General features: G+C 62.8%; 17 protein-coding genes. 8 read left to right on the top strand and 9 right to left on the bottom strand.

The annotated features are described in order from the left end of the window. Nucleotides 1-68: 68 nt before the first annotated feature. Nucleotides 69-1,025 (top strand): L,D-transpeptidase family protein, encoded by a 957-nt coding sequence (locus CD351_RS05190; RefSeq protein ID WP_111993604.1) that lies wholly within the window; start codon nucleotides 69-71, stop codon nucleotides 1,023-1,025. Nucleotides 1,026-1,029: 4 nt separating this feature from the next. Here CD351_RS05190 and tilS read toward each other — a convergent pair whose 3' ends face one another. The 5 genes from tilS to CD351_RS05165 form a co-directional block, all read right to left on the bottom strand. Next, the gene (tilS, locus tag CD351_RS05185) at nucleotides 1,030-1,950 is read right to left on the bottom strand and encodes a tRNA lysidine(34) synthetase TilS (RefSeq protein ID WP_111991616.1); all 921 of its coding nucleotides are present in this window, start codon (nucleotides 1,948-1,950) and stop codon (nucleotides 1,030-1,032) included. 134 nt (nucleotides 1,951-2,084) lie between these two features. Continuing rightward, entirely contained in the window at nucleotides 2,085-3,116 is a 1,032-nt protein-coding gene (locus CD351_RS05180; RefSeq protein ID WP_111991615.1) for a tol-pal system YbgF family protein, read from the bottom strand. A 154-nt stretch (nucleotides 3,117-3,270) separates the two neighbouring features. Beyond that, a complete protein-coding gene (locus tag CD351_RS05175; protein ID WP_111991614.1) occupies nucleotides 3,271-4,143 on the bottom strand; it encodes a helix-turn-helix domain-containing protein in 873 nt (290 codons plus the stop codon). Nucleotides 4,144-4,293: 150 nt separating this feature from the next. After that, nucleotides 4,294-6,564: a phosphoenolpyruvate--protein phosphotransferase gene (gene ptsP, locus CD351_RS05170; RefSeq protein ID WP_111991613.1), complete on the bottom strand. Its 2,271-nt coding sequence runs from the start codon at nucleotides 6,562-6,564 to the stop codon at nucleotides 4,294-4,296. A gap of 115 nt (nucleotides 6,565-6,679) precedes the next feature. Further along, nucleotides 6,680-6,847 (bottom strand): DUF465 domain-containing protein, encoded by a 168-nt coding sequence (locus CD351_RS05165; RefSeq protein WP_111993603.1) that lies wholly within the window; start codon nucleotides 6,845-6,847, stop codon nucleotides 6,680-6,682. 291 nt (nucleotides 6,848-7,138) lie between these two features. Here CD351_RS05165 and CD351_RS05160 point away from each other — a divergent pair, with 291 nt between their 5' ends. Then, on the top strand, nucleotides 7,139-7,336 hold the full coding sequence (locus CD351_RS05160; RefSeq protein WP_007163148.1) for a YdcH family protein: 198 nt from the start codon (nucleotides 7,139-7,141) through the stop codon (nucleotides 7,334-7,336). A 343-nt stretch (nucleotides 7,337-7,679) separates the two neighbouring features. After that, nucleotides 7,680-8,141: a DUF1465 family protein gene (locus tag CD351_RS05155; RefSeq protein ID WP_111991612.1), complete on the top strand. Its 462-nt coding sequence runs from the start codon at nucleotides 7,680-7,682 to the stop codon at nucleotides 8,139-8,141. A gap of 117 nt (nucleotides 8,142-8,258) precedes the next feature. Here CD351_RS05155 and glpK read toward each other — a convergent pair whose 3' ends face one another. Then, nucleotides 8,259-9,731: a glycerol kinase GlpK gene (gene glpK / locus CD351_RS05150; protein ID WP_111991611.1), complete on the bottom strand. Its 1,473-nt coding sequence runs from the start codon at nucleotides 9,729-9,731 to the stop codon at nucleotides 8,259-8,261. A gap of 54 nt (nucleotides 9,732-9,785) precedes the next feature. Here glpK and CD351_RS05145 point away from each other — a divergent pair, with 54 nt between their 5' ends. Next, nucleotides 9,786-10,664, top strand: a complete 879-nt coding sequence (locus CD351_RS05145) for an MBL fold metallo-hydrolase (RefSeq protein WP_111991610.1) — start codon at nucleotides 9,786-9,788, stop codon at nucleotides 10,662-10,664. Continuing rightward, on the top strand, nucleotides 10,649-11,371 hold the full coding sequence (locus CD351_RS05140) for a DUF4230 domain-containing protein (protein ID WP_111991609.1): 723 nt from the start codon (nucleotides 10,649-10,651) through the stop codon (nucleotides 11,369-11,371). Before CD351_RS05145 ends, CD351_RS05140 begins: the two co-directional genes overlap by 16 nt. Here the strand turns inward: CD351_RS05140 and CD351_RS05135 are convergent. Both CD351_RS05135 and CD351_RS05130 read right to left on the bottom strand, forming a co-directional pair. Then, nucleotides 11,361-11,804 (bottom strand): DUF1499 domain-containing protein, encoded by a 444-nt coding sequence (locus CD351_RS05135; RefSeq protein ID WP_199797905.1) that lies wholly within the window; start codon nucleotides 11,802-11,804, stop codon nucleotides 11,361-11,363. The two genes, CD351_RS05140 and CD351_RS05135, sit on opposite strands and share 11 nt — an antisense overlap. Nucleotides 11,805-11,867: 63 nt before the next feature. After that, nucleotides 11,868-13,475 (bottom strand): class I adenylate-forming enzyme family protein, encoded by a 1,608-nt coding sequence (locus CD351_RS05130; RefSeq protein WP_111991608.1) that lies wholly within the window; start codon nucleotides 13,473-13,475, stop codon nucleotides 11,868-11,870. Between the two features lie 110 nt (nucleotides 13,476-13,585). Between CD351_RS05130 and nadA the strand changes: the two genes are divergently transcribed. Both nadA and CD351_RS05120 read left to right on the top strand, forming a co-directional pair. Next, entirely contained in the window at nucleotides 13,586-14,587 is a 1,002-nt protein-coding gene (gene nadA / locus CD351_RS05125) for a quinolinate synthase NadA (RefSeq protein WP_111991607.1), read from the top strand. Nucleotides 14,588-14,625: 38 nt separating this feature from the next. After that, nucleotides 14,626-15,945 carry a DUF2254 domain-containing protein gene (locus CD351_RS05120; protein ID WP_111991606.1) on the top strand — a complete coding sequence of 440 codons (1,320 nt, stop codon included), beginning with the start codon at nucleotides 14,626-14,628 and terminating at the stop codon, nucleotides 15,943-15,945. Here CD351_RS05120 and CD351_RS05115 read toward each other — a convergent pair. Continuing rightward, complete coding sequence (locus CD351_RS05115) at nucleotides 15,942-16,886, bottom strand: DMT family transporter (protein ID WP_111991605.1); 945 nt, start codon at nucleotides 16,884-16,886, stop codon at nucleotides 15,942-15,944. The two genes, CD351_RS05120 and CD351_RS05115, sit on opposite strands and share 4 nt — an antisense overlap. A gap of 67 nt (nucleotides 16,887-16,953) precedes the next feature. On the opposite strand from CD351_RS05115, the gene CD351_RS05110 reads away from it, so the two are divergent. Continuing rightward, the gene (locus tag CD351_RS05110; protein ID WP_111991604.1) at nucleotides 16,954-18,084 is read left to right on the top strand and encodes an alkene reductase; all 1,131 of its coding nucleotides are present in this window, start codon (nucleotides 16,954-16,956) and stop codon (nucleotides 18,082-18,084) included. The last annotated feature ends 6 nt before the right edge of the window (nucleotides 18,085-18,090 follow it).

The raw sequence follows: 18,090 nt of genomic DNA, 5'->3' as shown, positions 1-18,090 counted from the left end.
CGTCCCTTGAGGGGACGCCGCCCGTTAGTCGCTGGAAGTTTACCGCGATTATCGCCATAATGCGCAGCATGAACCAGAAACTTCTGCAAACGACTTTCACACATCTCGGCCTGACCGCGCTCGCCGGAATTGCCGCGCTGACCGGGGGCACCTCGCTCGCAGTCGCGCAGACCAGCGCCGATGAGGCCGCCGATGCCGCCGTGCAGGTCGCTTCCGACGCGCAAAACGCGATCCGCGCGATCGACCCGACCACCGGAGGCGCTTCGCTGGTGGTCGACCCGAGCCTGCCGCAGCCTTTCGGGATCGACACGTCAGCCGATGATCTTCCCGAACTTCCGCCAGCCCCGGCTGCGGTGAACGCGCTTGCCAATGCACTGGTCGAAACGCCCGAACCTACAGCCACCATCGCGGCAAACAGCGCCTACGACTTCGACGAAGTGACCTATAACAGCGTGCCTGCGCAATATGCCTCCGCCACGACGCAGCCGCCGCGTGGCCCCGCAACCCGCCTGATTTCCGAGCCGCAGGTCCAGAACGTGCCGGTCGTCCAGAGCGACGATCCCTTCGTCATCAAGTCTATCCTGCCGATCGAGGGTTCGATCCGGTATGGCGATTGGTACTGGGACGAAAGCCGCGCGCCTGCCACGGGCAAGATCGTGATGACCGTCGACCTCGATGCGCGCGTCATCAGCGTGTTCCGCGACGGTCACGAAATCGGCACGGCGGTGGCGCTGCTGGGTACCCAGTCGCACCCGACGCCGCTCGGCACTTTCCCGATCCTGACGAAGGAGCGCGATAACGTATCGGAGAAGTACAACAATGCGCCAATGCCATGGACCTTGCGCCTCACGTGGGACGGGATCGCGATCCACGGTTCACCGGTAATGAACGGCTATGCCTCGCACGGCTGTATCGGCGTGCCCGATCCTTTTGCGGAAAAGCTGTTCGCGATTGCAAAGCGCGGCGACAGGGTTGTGATCACGCGGGGCAAAATGATCGGCCTTGGCGACAAGATCATGTCGTGACCTGTTAGTGCGTGTTCCTCGGCGGTTCGGGTGAGAAGCGCCAGACACGCATTTCGACGCCGACTTTCTCGACCTTCTCGATATCGCATCGGCCTAGCACGCCGCCGAGCGATGCGTTCTCGCCGCGCCATAACCTGTCGGCGGCATTACCCGCTTCGCTGCGGCTGACCCGGCCACCAAGGGCGCTCACGATCCGGCTTACCGTCTCCACCTGGACCGCGCGCGGTGCATTGCAATAATACCGGTATTGCGGCGCGCCTTCGGGCGTTTCCTCGCGGTCGACCATCTCCTCCCAGTCGAGCTGCGCATACCATTCCAGTGCGCGCCACGCTTCGGCAAGGTGATGTGCGCTCGTCGCCAGCGCCTCGGCATCGAGCCAGTCGTGCTGAGCAAGATGCTGCCGCACGCGCACGCGGTCGAAGGCGGGGTTTTCGTTTGAGGGGTCCCTCACCGCAGCGATGGCCGCGCTCTTAACCACCGCTTCAAGCTCTGTCTTGCGAAAGCCCAGCAAGGGGCGGATCAATGGCACGTCGCTTTGGGGCAGATGCGTCCACTCGCGCACGCCAGCCAGACCGGCAATCCCGCTTCCCCGCGCAAGCCGCATCAGCAGCGTTTCGGCCTGATCGTCAATATGGTGCGCCGTCGCGACCGCACCGAGCCCCTGCTGCGCGGCCCATTGGACTAGCGCTGCGTAGCGGGCCTCACGCGCCCGCGCCTGCAGGTTTCCCGAGCCCGGCGCGACCTTCGCCGCCGTAAAGGGAATGCCGAGCGTCCGGCACAGGCTCTCCACGAAAGCGACTTCCTGAGCCGCTTCGGGACGAAGTCCGTGGTCGATGCTCATCACCGCAACTTCGCCCGGCCTCGCTGCCGCGCCGAGCAACAGCAGCGCGAGACTATCGGGACCGCCCGACACCGCCAGGCCCAACGGCCCGGTTCGATCCTCTTCGGGCCAAAGGCGCTCCAGCGCAGCGTCGAAGCGCGCGATCAGCTCAGGATCGATAGCCTCGAGATGGATCTGCGTATCAATCAGCGCCCCCTTGCGCCCGGTAACCGGCCGGATCAGCTCTCGCAGTTCACCCGGCGACGATTGCTCTCGTATTGATCGGCAAGTCGCCCGGTGGCTACTGCGGGATAGGTGTCGCCAAACTCGGCAAGCGCGATGCAGGCGCGGCGGGTGTCGCCCATCGCGATCATGCTTTCGGCCAGATAGAGCAGGCTGTCGGGCGCGCGATTGGCGGTGCGATCCGCCTGATAATTGCGCAGGAACCAGCGCGCCGCCTCCTCGGGCATTCCATCATCGAGAAACGCGCGGCCAAGCAGGTTGCGGCCATAGGTGATGCGGAAATGGTCCGGGTGCTGCTCTACGTATGAGGCGAGTTGCTGGCGTGCTTCGGGATAGAAACCGGCATTCCACAGGCGGAAGCCGTAGGAATATTCATCATCCGCCGCGTCTTCGGTCTGCGGCTTGGTAATTTCCTGAACCGCGGCAAGACGTTCGGGGCTTGGCCCGCTGGCGGCGGGGGCCTGCGTTTCGGCTTCGCTCGCTCCGGTCATGGCGGCGAGGTTGCTTTCCATCGCGCCCGCTTCGGTCTCGGTCTCGGCACCGATCCCGGTCTCCGCCTCAGCTTCGGCGGTGATGGCGGCGGTCTGGGGCGCGATCATCGGCGCATTGTTCGCGCGCGCTTCGAGGCCGGTGACCCGCTCGCCCAGCAGGCCCAGCGTGTTGGTGTTTTCTTCGGTGAGAGCGGTCAGGCGTTGAAGCTGCTGCTCCATCGCGTCGAGCCGCGCGAGAATATCGGTTACCGCGGTCGTCGACGGAGCGCTCGTGGTTGCCGGGCCGGTCGCACTGCCGTCTGCGGTGATCTGCGGCTCGAAGAACCGCCCGTCGCCGCCGGGAAACACGGCGCGCTGCAACGCGCGAATTTCGGCTTCGGCACGGCGAAGGCGCGCCTCGGCATTGTCCTGTGCCATCGACGGCACCGGCGTGGTTGCAACAACGGCGGCTGCGACAATCGCGCCAAGCGCCGGAAAGGCGCGCTGCACGCGAAAGGTCGACAGACCAGAGAATTTCAGAGATTTTGCGGGGGTCATGGTGGTTCAGGCTCCCTCTTTCATTGGCGTGTGCGCATCATGTGAAAGCGCGCATGAATATGACCGGAATCTGTGGCGAAACGGTGCGTTCAAGTCGACCCCGTAAGCGTACTAAACGGGGGAATGTGGGGATTGCGAGGTGAGCGGTGCCAGCTCAGTTGTTGGTGATCTGCGGCTCGTCCGGGGAATTGGCACGCGCCAGAAGTGCGGCGGCGGAAACCGGAGCATCGCCAACCGGCACCATTTCCTCGGCAAGCGGCGGAACCGCTTGCCCGTTGATGGTGATCTGGAAGAGGTTGGGCCGACCCGTATTCAGGCGCGGATCGTCCGCATCAAGCGGCACTTCGAACGTGTCGCCTTCTTCCATGACGCCTTCGTAAAGGCGCTCTCCTCCCTCTTCGTAAAAGCGCACCCATGCCCCTTCGCCGGTGGCCGTGAAAACGACCTGGCCGTCGGTGGGCGGGGCGACGGTGTCTGAAGTGTCGGCGGAGCTCGCCTCATTTGCAGCCACGGCGACTTCGCCGGCATCGGCACCTTCCTCAGCTGCGGCATCATCCTGCGCGATCAGCGATGGCAGGTCGGCGCCCGCTCCGAAATAGGTGCTGGCAAATGCGAATGCACCGATCGCGAAAATCAGCGCGGCAATCCCGCCGAACCACGCAAGCCCAGATGAAGGAAGCTTGGCCGGGTCGCCCGGTTCCATACCGCCCTGCATCGCCGACTGGCGCGCTTGTCCTTCGGACAGCTCATCGCGGACCATCCCGACGATCTGTTCCGCATCCAGTGCGACCACCCGCGCATAATTGCGGGCGAAACCGATCGCGTAAGTGCGAGAGGGCAGCGAGGCATAGTCGCCTTCCTCAATCGCTTCGAGATGCCTTAGCGGGATACGCGTTTCGGCCGCCACATGAGCAAGATCGAGGCGCTTGGCCTCGCGCGCTTCGCGCAGGCGACCGCCGGCTGTGTCGGAAGTTGTATCTTCCGCCACCGAATCGCCCTCAAAAGTGGTGTCCTGTTCGCTATCCATGACCCGATCCACGTTATCGTGGTTATTTTGCATTTTCATTGTTGATGCAAGAAGCTTCCCGCCCTGTGATGAGTCAAGCAAGGGTTTGTAAAAACCCGAGGGCTTGAGCCAGGATGCCCCAAGCAGTCGTTAACCAGAGGCAGGCTGTCCCTAATCCGTTTCAATTTCACGCTCAGTGGCCCACCTGGAAAGCTCTTCGCGAAGATTGACGCCGGGTTCGGACAACCACTGATTCATTGCATCGTTGATCTCGGCAAGATCGACCTTGCGCACCAGTTCCTTGATCGGGCCGACAGCGGCCGGAGTGATCGAGAGGCGGCGAACGCCAATGCCAAGCAAAGCGAGCGCTTCCAGCCTTCGCCCGCCCATTTCGCCGCAGACGCCCAGATCGATGTTGCTGCCAAGAGTGCCCTGCACCACGCGGCGCAGGAAGCGGAAGATCGGCGGGCTCAGCCAGTCATAGCGTTCCGCCAGCGCCGGGTTCCCCCGGTCCGCGGCGAACAGGAACTGCGTAAGGTCATTCGTGCCGATCGACAGGAACGAAAGGCGCGGGACAAGCAGGTCCAGCATTTCGGCCAGCGCCGGCACTTCGAGCATCGCGCCGAAATGGATCTGCTCGGGCACCATTTTCTTTTTGGAGCGCATGAATTCGAGCTGCTCATCGAAGACTTTCTTGGCCGCGTCGAATTCCCACACCTCAGAGACCATAGGGAACATGACATAGAGCGAGCGCCCCGCCGCCGCCTCAAGCAAGGCGCGCGCCTGCGCTTTCATCAGCCCTTCACGCGTCAGTGCAAGGCGCAGTGCGCGCCAGCCCATTGCGGGGTTTTCATCGTTGTCGGCAATGCCGGAGGAAAGATAGGGCACCGACTTGTCGCCGCCGATATCGACCGTGCGGAAAATCACCGGCTTGTCTCCGGCTGCATCGAGCACGTCGCGATAGAGTTTCAACTGGCGTTCGCGCTGGGGCAGGGTCGCGGAGACGAGGAACTGAAATTCGGTGCGGAACAGGCCGACCCCGTCAGCACCGGTCATCGCAAGCGCGCTCATATCGTCGCGCAGGCCGGCATTCATCATCACCGTGATGCGCGTGCCGCAGCGCGTGAAAGGTTCGACATCGCGAAGGCTCGCATAGGCCGCCTGGCGCTCTTTCGACTTGGCAAATCGTTGCGCAAAGGCGTCTGCCATCTGCGCCGAAGGCCGGACCGTCGCGGTTGAGGCAGTCGCGTCGAGCAGGATCTCATCGCCCTCTCGAATGACCCCGCGTGCGCGGTTTGCGCGGCCCAGCACCGGCACGCCCATGGCGCGCGCGACGATCACGACATGCGCGGTGAGCGAGCCTTCCTCAAGGATCACGCCCTTCAGGCGACGCCGGTCATATTCAAGCAGTTCCGCAGGGCCCAGATTGCGCGCAATCAGGATCGTGTCCTTGCGAAGCCCCTGCTGCGCCGCCGTACCGATCTGGCCCGACACGATCCGAAGCAGGCGGTTCGCAAGGTCTTCCAGATCGTGCATCCGGTCGGCCAGCAGCGGATCGTCGATCTCGCGCATGCGCATCCGGGTGTGCTGCTGCACACGCTCGATCGCGGCCTCGGCGGTGAGGCCTGAATCGATCGCCTCGTTGATGCGGCGCGACCAGCCTTCGTCGTATGCGAACATCTTGTAGGTTTCGAGCACTTCCTCATGCTCTCCGCCCACGCCAAATTCGGCCTGAGTGGTGAGACCGTCGATTTGCTCGCGCATCTTGTCGAAGGCGCGATAGACGCGGCTACGCTCTGCCTCGGTATCGTCGGCCATGACCTGCGTGATCTGGACGCGCGGCTGGTGGTATGCGGCAAATCCGGCGCCAAGCCCCCTCACCAGGGTCAGCCCGGAAAGCGTTTGAGGCCCCGACTGCTGCGGCGACAGGCTGAGCGCTTCTTCCTCGTCCACCAATTCGGCATTGGTAATGAGTTCAGACAAGACCATCGCGGTGGTCTGTAACGCCTCGATCTCGATGTCTTCGTAGCGGCGCGGGTCGACATGCTGAACGCATAATATGCCCACAGCCCGCTCGCGATAGACGATCGGAACGCCTGCAAAGGAGTGAAACTTGTCCTCGCCGGTTTCGGGCCGGTAGCTGAAGTCGGGATGCGCCTTTGCCTCGGCGAGGTTGAGCGTTTCGACGTTGTCGGCAATCGTGCCGGTCAGCCCTTCGCCGATGGCCATGCGCGTGACATGCACCGCGCTCTTGTTCAGGCCGCGCGTTGCGTAGAGTTCCAGCATTCCTTCGCGCAGGAGATAGATCGAGCACACCTCGCTCGACAGACATTCGCCGATGATCTCGACCACCTGGTCAAGCTTGCCCTGCGCGTGCAGGCGCGATGCCATCACCTCGTGAAGGCGGGTGAGGATCTGTCTGGCGGAAGCGGCGGCTGTCATGACTTTGCCCTGACTAGGCTGTCAGCTCTGCAAAAGCAAAGGCTTGCATGATGCGCCGCGCACTTCTTTTGGCGCCATTTGCGATGAATGTGTCTGCGGGGAAACCGGCGCGCCGCTAACAGCGCGCAATCTCTTCTTTTAACTTGAGCTTTTGCTTTTTGAGAGCCTGGATCATCGCCGTATCGGGAGCGGGCCGGGCAAGCTCATCGCGGAGCTTGGCCTCAAGGCCGGCATGTTTGGATTGGAGAGCATTCACGTGAGACGTAGATGCGTGCGATGCCATAAGCGTTCTCCTTTGCTTGTGTCGGGGGGCTGCCCCCGGGGAGCGACTCGGCATCAGGCGGCCGGGCCGCAGATCTCGATAAGATCACAAACACAGTTAACTTGCAAAGGGCTGATGAAACGTAAATCGGTGAACCGCGTCCATTCCTGAGATAACCTGCGGTAACTGCTCAAGGTCGGCCTTGTGAATGTTCACTCAATCTCTCGCGAAAGGCCTTGGCGAATGGCGACAAGATGGCGCATGAACCGATGAGTTATGGCCCTTTAGCCTCGAGGACGATTCGTTTGCGATATGAATGAGCAGGAGCTTCTCAAACGGCTCGAACTGCTGCGCACCGAGCATCGCGATCTCGACGCCGCCATCACCGCGTTGACCGACGCAGGGTCAACCGACCAGTTGCAGATCGCCCGCCTCAAGAAGCGCAAATTGCGCCTCAAGGACCAGATCGCGATCATCGAAGACACGCTGCTGCCCGATATCATTGCGTGATAGTTTGCGTGCCCCCATCCAGGGGCACGTCCTCGCTAGATGCGCGGCAAGCCGCGCCCGCTGCGGGCGGCCAGTCGGCCTTGCGGCTGCAGTGCAGCCGAAACCAGTGATACGCAGGTGAGGTCACGCTAAATCGACACCGCAGGCGTCGCAAGCGCGACCGCGCGCCCGAGCTTATGCGAGGACGCCAGCGCGGATTGGTGGGCGAAGGCAGTCCGCGATTTAACAAAGCGTTAAACACGCTCCCATAATGTACCGCTACGGGACGCCATAAAAACGACAACGGTATAGTAACCATGGGCGGCTGGTCAGCCGGCCCAGCGAGGCGTAGCGCAACCCCACAATGTCACGTACAACCGATCTTTCACGCCCGATTATCGAGGCGCTTTACAGTGAGGCGCTTCTCCTTGCCGACGAGGTGCGCGCCGTCTTTGCTCTGGGCACGCGCGAACCGGAGAACGGCGAAAGCTCCGACATCCGCCTTGCGCTGTCGACAGAGGGCCTCAAGACCACCACGCGCATGATGCATGTGCTTGCTTGGCTGTTGAACCAGCGCGCCTTCTTCTCCGGCGACCTCAGCGAGACGCAGGTGCGCCTGCATGGAACGCTGCCTTCCGATCGCTGCGCCGATCCGCGAGCGCTCGAGGTGCTGGAGCCTGCAACCTGCGATCTCATTGCCGAGACCGAGCGGCTGCATGAACGCATCGCGCGGCTCGACGAGGCATGGCGCTGCGGCTTCGAAATGGCATCGCCGGCGCGCGCGATCCACAGCCGGCTGAAACGCCGGATTGAGGATCTGGGGTAGTTTCCTAGCGAAGCCGCACCTGCGGCTTCGTCCTCGCTAGACGCCTTCCGCTTCGCTACAAGCCCGCTGCGGGCGGGCGGTCGCCCTTGCGGCGCTTCACGCCGGTTTCTGCGAGCATCAGACGGCTTCGAGTGCCTTGCGCCAGCGCGCCAGACGTTCCTCGCGCACATCCTCGCTCATCGACGGTTCGAAGCTGGTGAGTTCGCCGCGCATCTTTGCAGCAGCGCTCGCAAGATCGGGATAGAGCCCCACACCGACAGCCGCGAGCATCGCAGCGCCCAGCGCGGTGGTTTCGATGAAGCTCGGCCGCTCAACCGTGACGTCGAGCATGTCGGCAAGGTCCTGCGCCATCCAGTCATTGCCCGCCATCCCGCCGTCGATCCGCAGCGTCTGCCAGGGGGCCCCATCGGCCGCAAAAGCATCGGCGAGATCGTAGGTCTGATGCGCCATCGCCTCCAAAGCGGCGCGGGCAAGCTGCGGCTTACCGCTAGCGAAACTGAGCCCGGTGATGACGCCGCGCGCATCAGCCCGCCAGTGCGGAGCGCCCAGCCCCGACAGAGCGGGTACGATGGTGACGCCGCCGCTATCGGGGATTGATCGGGCAAGCTTTTCGGTCTCACTGGCGACCTCGACGATGCCGAGTGAATCGCGCAGCCACTGGACAAGGCTACCCGCCACAAAGACCGAACCTTCGATTGCGTAAGTGCGTTTGCCATCAAGCTGCATCAGAACCGTGCCAAGCATCCGGTTGGTCGAAAGCGGTATGTTCTCGCCCTGATTGGTGAGAACGAAGGCCCCTGTTCCGTAAGTCGCCTTGGTCTCTCCCGGCGCAAGACAGGCCTGCCCGATCGTCGCGGATTGCTGGTCGCCTGCCAGCCCCGCAATCGGGATCGCCGCGTCGAGGACCGAACGATCGGTTTCAGCGAGGCTTCCCGACATATCGACCACCTGAGGCAGCGCGGAAATGGGCACACCGAGAAGTTCGCATAGCCCTTCGTCAAAGCCGTCATCCGCGAGGCCCATAAGAAGCGTGCGGCTGGCATTGCTGGCATCGGTGATGTGGCTCTTGCCGGCGGTCAGCTTGTAGACGAGCCAGCTTTCGACCGTCCCGAACGCAAGCGTGCCTGCGTCGGCAGCGGCGCGCACTTCGGGGACGTTGTCGAGCATCCAGCGCATCTTGGTGCCGGAAAAATAGGGGTCGAGCAGCAGCCCGGTCCTGCGCTGCACCGCCTCTTCGTGCCCGCCCGCGCGAAGCTCTGCGCAAAACGGCGCAGTGCGGCGATCCTGCCAGACGATCGCGCGGGTGAGCGGCTCGCCCGTTTCCTTGTCCCACGCGACCACCGTTTCGCGCTGGTTGGTGATACCGATCCCTGCAATCATCGCAGCGCCGCCCGCCTTGGGGATCAGGGCTAACGCGCATTTCAAGGTCTTTTCCCAGATCTCGCCCGCATCATGCTCGACCCAGCCAGCTTGCGGATAATGCTGGGTCAGTTCCTCCTGCGCGCTGTCGATCAGCACGCCATCGCTCGCAAACAGCATGGCGCGGGTGGATGTGGTGCCTTCGTCAAGGACGAGTATGTAATCAGACATTCGATCCCTCTCTTGGGCGTGACATGTGCCACGCTTCACCCCATATGCAAGCCCATGCCACCCATTCCTCCCAAGCCATGGCCCACGGGTTTGGCCGATCAGGTCGAACCGCTGGTAACGCGCGTGCTGGCACCCAATCCCTCGCCTTATACCTATACGGGCACGCAGACTTACGTCGTCGGCCAGCTTGACGGCCCCGATTGCGCGGTGATCGATCCGGGACCGAATGAGGCTGCGCACATCGAGGCGATCCTTGCCGCTGTCGGCGAGCGCAAAGTTGCCGCGATCATGTGCACTCACACGCACCGCGATCATTCGCCCGCCGCCGCGCCTTTGTCCGAGAAAACCGGAGCGCCGGTCGTTGGCTGCGCGCCGCTCGTGCTCAAAACCGACTTGCCACGCGCGGACGAGGCATTTGACCCGACCTACGATCCCGACCGCGTGCTCGAAGATGGCGAGCAGATGCGCGGGACGGGATGGACGCTGACCGCCGTTGCGACGCCGGGCCACACGTCGAACCATCTGTGCTTTGCGCTGGAGGAGAGCGGATCGCTCTTTACCGGCGATCACGTGATGGGCTGGTCCACCAGCGTCGTCATCCCGCCCGATGGCGACATGGGCGATTACATGGCGAGCCTTGAAAAGCTGCAGCGCCGCGAGGACGCGGTCTATCACTCGGCCCACGGCGAAGCGATCACGAAGCCGCGCCAGCTGGTGCGCGGCATGATCGGCCATCGCCGCCAGCGCGAGAACCAGATCATGCGCCTGCTGGGCGAAGAAGCGCGACCCGTCAGCGCCTTCATCCCGCATATGTACAAGGGTCTGGACGAACGCCTGATCCCCGCCGCCGAGATGAGCGTGACCGCGCATCTCATCGACCTCGAGAAGCGCGGGCTCGCGACACGAGAGGGCGAGATTTGGCGGACGGTGTAAAAGAGGCCGAAGGCGTCGCACCGGCGATCCGGCAAGACGGCGGCAAGCTCAATGCGCATGGCGAACGCATGCTCAGCCTAGCGGCGGCGCTTCTTCTGGTCGCCTGCCTGTTCCTCGCATGGCGGGCCTATGTCTATCAGGAAGAGGGCGATCCGGTCGCAAGCGCGATGCTGGCTTTCGAAAAACAGAACTCGCTGATCGTCTTTTCCAGCCGCTTCGAAGTGGTCGCGGAAAGCATCGACACGCGCAGCTTTGCGGGCGTCGATCTGCTCGAAACGCGGCAGGCGACGATCATCCCGGCAAGCGTCGATTACCGCATCGACTTTTCAGGGATGGACGAAGACGCGTTCAAATGGGACGCCGAAGCAGAGACGCTCACGGTCACGCTGCCGCCCTTGCAAACCTCGCGCCCCAATCTCGACGAGGCCAAGGCGCGGATTTTTACCGAAGGGGTGTGGGTGACGCGGCAGGCCGCTCAGGATCTTGCCGCCAACAATTCAGAGCAGGCCGAACGCCGCGCGCTGGCTTTCGCCAAGAACCCCGAAGTCCTTGCCCTCGCCCGCACAGCCGCGCGCGAGGCGGTGAGGCAGAATCTCGCTATCCCGCTTCAGGTTGCAGGCTTCGAAAATGCACGCGTCAAAGTGCGGTTCGGCGATGAACCTTCTGACCTGCCCGATGCGGACATCGAAACCCAGCTTACTGGCTAAGCGCCTTGCGCAGCGTCTTCACCCGGGCTGCATTCACGCCGGCGTCGGAATGACCGACCCGCGAGGCCGAGCGCACGTGGACAAAGTCCTCGCCCTTGCGAAACTCGACATCGTCCACAAACCCGAAGAAGGACGATTTGAACTCCGCCGCGATGTAATCGGATGTGTTGGCCGTGATTGTCCCGCCCATCCCCTCGACAGCTTGCGGTACATCGTCCCACGCGCCGAGCGGCAGGGGTTTTACCGACTTTTCCGAAGCTGTCCCGTCTTCACTGCTGACGCAATTGGGGCTGCCCGGACATGAGCTGAGGCGGCCATCGACAAGACCGGGAGCGGAGCCGTTCTGCGACACAAGCCCCAGCGTGAAGAAACCTCCGACCCCGAGCGCGCCGAGTCCGGCCAGTGCGTAAAGTCCCTTTGCAAGCGCGCTCACATTTGTTCTCCGTTCATTGACACGGGCATAAACGCGCGCATCCTCGCGGCAGTTCCAAATGACCTAGCCAAGCTCACCCTTCGCAAAGCTCTCGGCAAGCTGAAACTTCTGGATCTTGCCCGATCCGGTTAGCGGAAATTCGTTCACCCAGACCCAGTGCGCCGGGGTTTTCTGCGGGGAGAGTCGTTCGCGAACGAAGGATTTCAATTCGTCATCGCTCGGGCGCTCGGCCCCTTCCGACATTCGCATGAAACAGGCGACGATCTCGCCCCATTTGTCGTCCGGAACGCCCGCGACCGCAACCTCGGCGATTGCCGGGTGTTCGAGCATCGCGGCCTCTATCTCGGCAGGGAACAGGTTCTCGCCGCCGCGAATGATCATCTCCTTCACCCGGCCCGTAATCTTGAGATAGCCGTTCGCCGCCATCGTCCCGAGGTCGCCGGTATGCAGCCAGCCCTCCTTATCGATGGTCGCGGCGGTGGCCTGCGGATTGTCGTTATAGCCCGCCATCTGGTTGTAGCCGCGCATGCAGATCTCGCCCTGCTCGCCGATTGCGCAAACAGAATTGTCCTGCGGCGAGAGGATTGCAACCTCGATGTGGGCGATGGGCTGGCCGATAGTTTCGAACAGCTCTTCGCCGCTATCGCCCGGCCATACGGCGGTGATGCCGGGATAGGTTTCCGTCTGGCCATAGACGATCAGGATCGGCACGCCGAAAGTCTCGATCGCCGCCTTGTTTAGGGCCGGTTGCACCATCGCGCCGCCGCTGACCACGGTCTTGACCCCGGTCACGTCGGTGCCGGTTGCTCGCGCCGCCTCGATGATCGCGAAGATCATGGTCGCAACCCCGCCCAGCACGTCTGGCTTCTCGCGCTCGATCGCCTTGGCGACCGCGACCGGATCGAACACCGAGACCAGCAGCAGGCACGCCCCATGCGTCATCACGCCCAGCACGCAGACCGCGCTGCCGGCGGTGTGGAACAGCGGGAACGGGCACATCACCGTTTTGCCGGGCGCAAGGTTCCAGCGCACGAACACGTCGCGATTGCTTTGCAGGAGGCCATGCTGATGCAGCAGCACGCCCTTGGGAAAGCCTGTCGTGCCGCTCGTGTACTGGATCATCACGATGTCATGCGGGCCGGTCGGGCGAAGCTCGCCGTCATTTTCGCCGGCGAACAATTCGGCATGATCGGTGATGTCGATGATGTGATCATGCGCAGCCAGGCCCGCCGCTGCCTCGTCGACGATGGGGCGAAGCGCGGTGCCGCGCACATTGGGTTGGTAATAGACCGCGCCCGAACCCGATTGTTCGAGCACATAGCGGACCTCGCGCGCGATGAAGGCGGGGTTCACCGTCACCAGCGTCAGGCCAGCCATTGCGGCGCCATACTGGACCAGCACCCATTCGGGGCAATTGCCGCCCATGATTGCGATTCGCGTCCCAGCCGCATGTCTTGCCGAAAGCGCTTTTGCGCAGCGCTCCGCATCGCGCAGCAATTCGGCATAGGTCCATTCGCGGCCAATGCTGCCATCGGCCAGCAATTCGCGCAAAGCCATCGCATCCGGCCGCTCGGCAACCTGCGCCCGCAATTCGCCTTCGATGGTGCGTTCTTTGTATTCGGTATCGGTCTGCGCCGGGAAATACGCTTCTTTGAGGTCAAGCTCGTACATATGGTTCTCTCCCCACAAGGAAAGCTAGCACGGGGCGCTGCGCAAAACACTCGCAAAACGGCGCATCAATCCCTATGTCGGGCGCAAGATAGTTATTGGGGATTTAGCGCATGAGCATCGAGACCAAAGTGCCCACCGGCGACGATTTGCTGGCCGAGATCGACCGGCTTCGCAAGGAGCGCAATGCGGTCATCCTCGCGCATTACTACCAGACCCCCGATATTCAGGACATCGCCGACTTCGTTGGCGACAGCCTCGAACTTTCGCGCAAGGCGGCAGAGACCGATGCGGACGTGATCGCATTTTGCGGGGTGAAGTTCATGGCCGACACCGCCAAGATCCTTTCGCCGGAAAAGATCGTGGTCCTGCCCGACATGGACGCCGGATGCAGCCTCGAAGACAGCTGCCCGCCCGACAAGTTCAAGGCCTTCCGCGAAGCGCATCCCGATCACATCGCGCTCACCTACATCAACTGCTCGACCGAGGTGAAAGCGCTCTCCGACGTGATCGTGACCAGCTCCAGCGCCGAGACGATCCTCGAGCAGATCCCCAAGGACCAGAAGATCATCTTTGGCCCTGACCGTCACCTTGGCGGATGGCTGTCGCGCAATTTCAATCGCGAGATGTTGCTGTGGCCGGGCGTGTGCATCGTCCATGAGGCTTTCAGCGAGACCGAGCTTCTGAAGCTCAAGGAACAGCACCCCGGCGCCCCGGTCGCCGCGCACCCGGAATGCCCGCCCGCGATCATCGAGCACGCCGATCACGTCGGCTCGACCAGCTCGATTCTGAATTTCGCCAAGAATTTCGAAGGCGACACGCTGATCGTCGCGACCGAGCCGCACATCATGCACCAGATGGAAAAGGCGCTTCCCGAAAAGACCTTCATCGGCGCGCCCGGCGCGGACGGAAACTGCAACTGCAACATCTGTCCCTACATGGCGCTCAATACGATGGAAAAGCTCTACGTCGCCCTGCGCGATCTGGAGCCACGCATCGAAATCGAAGAAGACCTGCGCCTGAAAGCCAAGGCCAGCCTCGACCGCATGCTGGAGATGGCAAGCGGCACGGTCGGCATGGGCGATCTGGGTAAGGTGCCGTTCAAAGCCGATTGAGTCGGCAACGAACGCGCGGCTCGCGCGTTTGTTGACCTATGACAGCCGAAATCCGCTTTTTCTGGGCGCGCCTTAACGCGAATTACTGGTTCTATCCGGCGACCTTTGCGTTGCTGGCGGCGGCGCTTGCGCTGGTGACCGTCTATCTCGACCGCGAGGGGTTCACGGAATTCCTCAACGACTATGAGTGGATCGTGCCCGTCCGTCCCAAGGGCGCGGCCGATATCCTGACCGTGTTGGCGGGCGCGACTATCGGGGTTGCCTCGACCGTCTTCTCGATCACGCTGGTGGCAGTAACCTATGCGAGCGGCACATACGGCCCGCGCCTGCTGACGAACTTCCTTGAGGACAAAGGCAACCAGGTCAGCCTGGCGACCTTCATCGGCAGCTTTGTCTATTACATCATCGTCCTGCGATCGGTGCGTGCCGAGGACGAATCCGCCAGCACTGCAAGCGACGCTGCGGCAAGTGCGTTGCCCGGCTTTGCTCCGCAGCTCTCATTGCTGGTTGCCTATGCCCTCATCGTGCTCTGCGTCGCGGTGCTGGTCTTTTTCCTTCACCACGTCCCCTCCTCGATCCGGATCAACATGGTGATGAAACGGATCGGGGCGCGCCTGCTCGATGAAATCCGCGAGACCTATCCAGACGAGGACGAGTTTCGCGACGCACGCGAGCCGGTCGAGGGCGAACCGCTCACCGCATGGGGCACCGGTTACGTCCAGATGATCGACTTCGAAGACCTCGAGGAGATCGCAAGAGGATGCGGCTGCACATTCTCCCTGTCTGTGCGAACCGGAGACTTCGTCCACCGCGACATCCCGCTGATGGAGATCAAGGGCTGCAAGCCTGAAGATATCGAGCAGCGGGTGCGCGACTGCTTCACCCTCGGATCGGTGCGAACGCCGACGCAGGACCCGCAATTCCTGATCGACGAGCTGGTTGAGATCGGCCTTCGTGCGCTTTCTCCGGGCATCAACGATCCCTTCACCGCGATCACCGCGCTGCACTGGTTGGGCGCTGCGACCAGCGAGATTGCGCGGCGCGATTTGCGCAAGGATGTTTGCGGGCAAGACGCCGAGGATTGCCCCGTCATCCCGCGCTACGACAGTTTCGAACACTACCTGACGCGCGGCCTTGGATCGATCCGCAGCGCGGTTGCCGCAAGTTCCAACGCGGCGCTGGTGATGCTCGACGTGATCGCCAATGCTGCCCTTCCCGTTCGCGATGGCGCGCGCAGGGATGCCATGCGCAAGCAGGGCGAATTGCTGATGGCTCAGGCGCGAGAGACGCTGGTCGGGCCTGACCTTCACACGGTCGAGGCGCGCTTTCGCGAGTTTCAGAAACGGCTAGCGGCCTAGCTTTTGGCGGCAATCGCCGGCCCGGATTTGCGCTGCGCCGTGCGCGCCACCACCAGCGCGCTTCCCAACAAGACCATGCCAAGGATATCGAGCGCGGTCAGGACCTCGCCAAAGACACTGTATCCGATCACCGCTGCAATCGCCGGCTGAGTGAGCAGCGCAAGGCCGATGATAAGCGGCGGGAAATGCCCAAGCGAATAGACCAGCAGGCCTTGCCCGATCAGCTGGCTGGTGATGAACAGCACGATGATCGGCGTCCAGTCGGTCGGCCAGACCGGCTCGCCAAGAGCGAGTGCGAGCGTAAGCAGTGCAGGCGCGGCAAAGATGCTGACCCATACCAAGAGGCTCCACGAACCGAACCGCGCGCGCTCGCCCTGAAGTGTCAGCAGATAGACCGCGTAAAGCAATCCGGCGGTGATGCAGAACAGATCGCCGATGAATGTCTCAGGCGATATGTCGAGGCTGCGCCCCAGCAGGATGCCCGCCCCGCCCAGCGCGCACACGATCGCAAGCCACTCGAACCCGCGCGGCAGCATTCTTGCGATGATGAAGCCCCAGAACAAGAGGATGATCGAGCCCGCATTGCCGAACAGGGTCGCATTGCCCAGCCGCGTCATGCCGATGCCGATGTGCCAGCTGGCAAGGTCTCCAGCAAAGGCGAGCGACCCGATGGCGACCAGCACCAATGTCCTCTTCGGCATCCCGGTCAGCCGCTGGCCCGCGATGCGCGCGAACACGATCAGAAACGGCAAAGCGAGAAAGAGCCGCCAGAACGCCGCGCTGACGGGGCCTGTATCCGCAAGCCTCACCAGCCACGGTCCCAACGCGAGCGCAACATTCCCGCCAAGCAGCGCGGCCAGCAAAAGCCCTGCGCGCAAGGAGGAGCCCGCGGCCTCTCCCTGTCCAGCAAGATTGTCTTTGGACCCAGCGCCTTTTTCCATCCTTGCGCCGTAGCCCTATCGCCGCCAAGTGAATAGCCAATTGAAACCCAACAGGAGGATTTCGCCAATGCCGAACGAGACAAGGCATCCCGCTTTATTCCAGCCGCTCACCATGGGTGCGCTCGAAGCCAGGAACCGCATTTTCATGGCCCCGCTGACCCGTGGCCGCGCTGCAGACCCGATGTTTGTGCCCAATGCAATGATGGGCACCTATTACCGCCAGCGCGCAGGCGCAGGCATGATCCTCACCGAAGCCACCGGCATCAGCACTGAGGGGCTGGGCTGGCCAAGCGCCCCGGGCATCTGGAGCGATGAGCAGGTCGAGGCGTGGAAGCCGATTGTCGAAGGCGTGCACGAAGAAGGCGGCCTGATCGCCATGCAGCTATGGCACATGGGCCGCATCGTTCACCCGCATTTCCTCGGCGGCGAACGTCCTTTCTCGGCGAGCGAGACCAAAGCTCCCGGCGAAGCGCATACTCCGGTAGGTAAGCAGGAATATGCCACCGCCCGCGCGATGACGCAGGACGACATCAACCGCACCATCGACGATTATCGCCGCGCCGCCCAAAACGCGAAGAAGGCCGGTTTCGACGCCGTCCAGCTGCACGGCGCGAATGGCTATCTCGTCGACCAGTTCCTGCGCGACAAGACCAACCTTCGCGACGACGATTACGGCGGCAGCCCGGAAAACCGCACGCGGTTCATGCGCGAAGTGCTCGAAGCGATTGTCGATGTCTGGGGCGCGGATCGCACCGGTATCCGCCTGTCTCCCAATGGCGACAGCCAGGGAACCGACGACAGCGATCCGCCCGCGACCTTTGGCGCGGCGACCAGAGTGATCGAAGAGCTTGGCCTCGCCTTCCTCGAATTGCGCCAGCCCGGCCCGGACGGTACATTTGGCCAGACCGATGTGCCCCAGCAGGATGCGCTGATCCGTTCGCTCTATTCGGGCGCGCTGATCCTCAATTCGGATTACGGAGCCGAAGAAGCCAACGCCGACGTATCGAGCGGCCGCGCAGACGCGATCAGCTTTGGCCGCCCCTACATATCGAACCCCGACCTTGAAAAGCGCATCGCGGCAGGCGCGGCGTTCAACCCGAACAAGGACGTGCCAAAAAGCTGGTACTTCCCGATCCCCGAAGGCTACATCGACTATCCGACGATGGAAGAAGAGCAGGCCGCCGAAGCGGCAGCCTGATCCGCC

It is taken from the genome of Erythrobacter sp. KY5 (assembly GCF_003264115.1).
Lineage (GTDB): Bacteria > Pseudomonadota > Alphaproteobacteria > Sphingomonadales > Sphingomonadaceae > Erythrobacter.
This window is presented reverse-complemented; position numbering and strand designations above follow the sequence as displayed.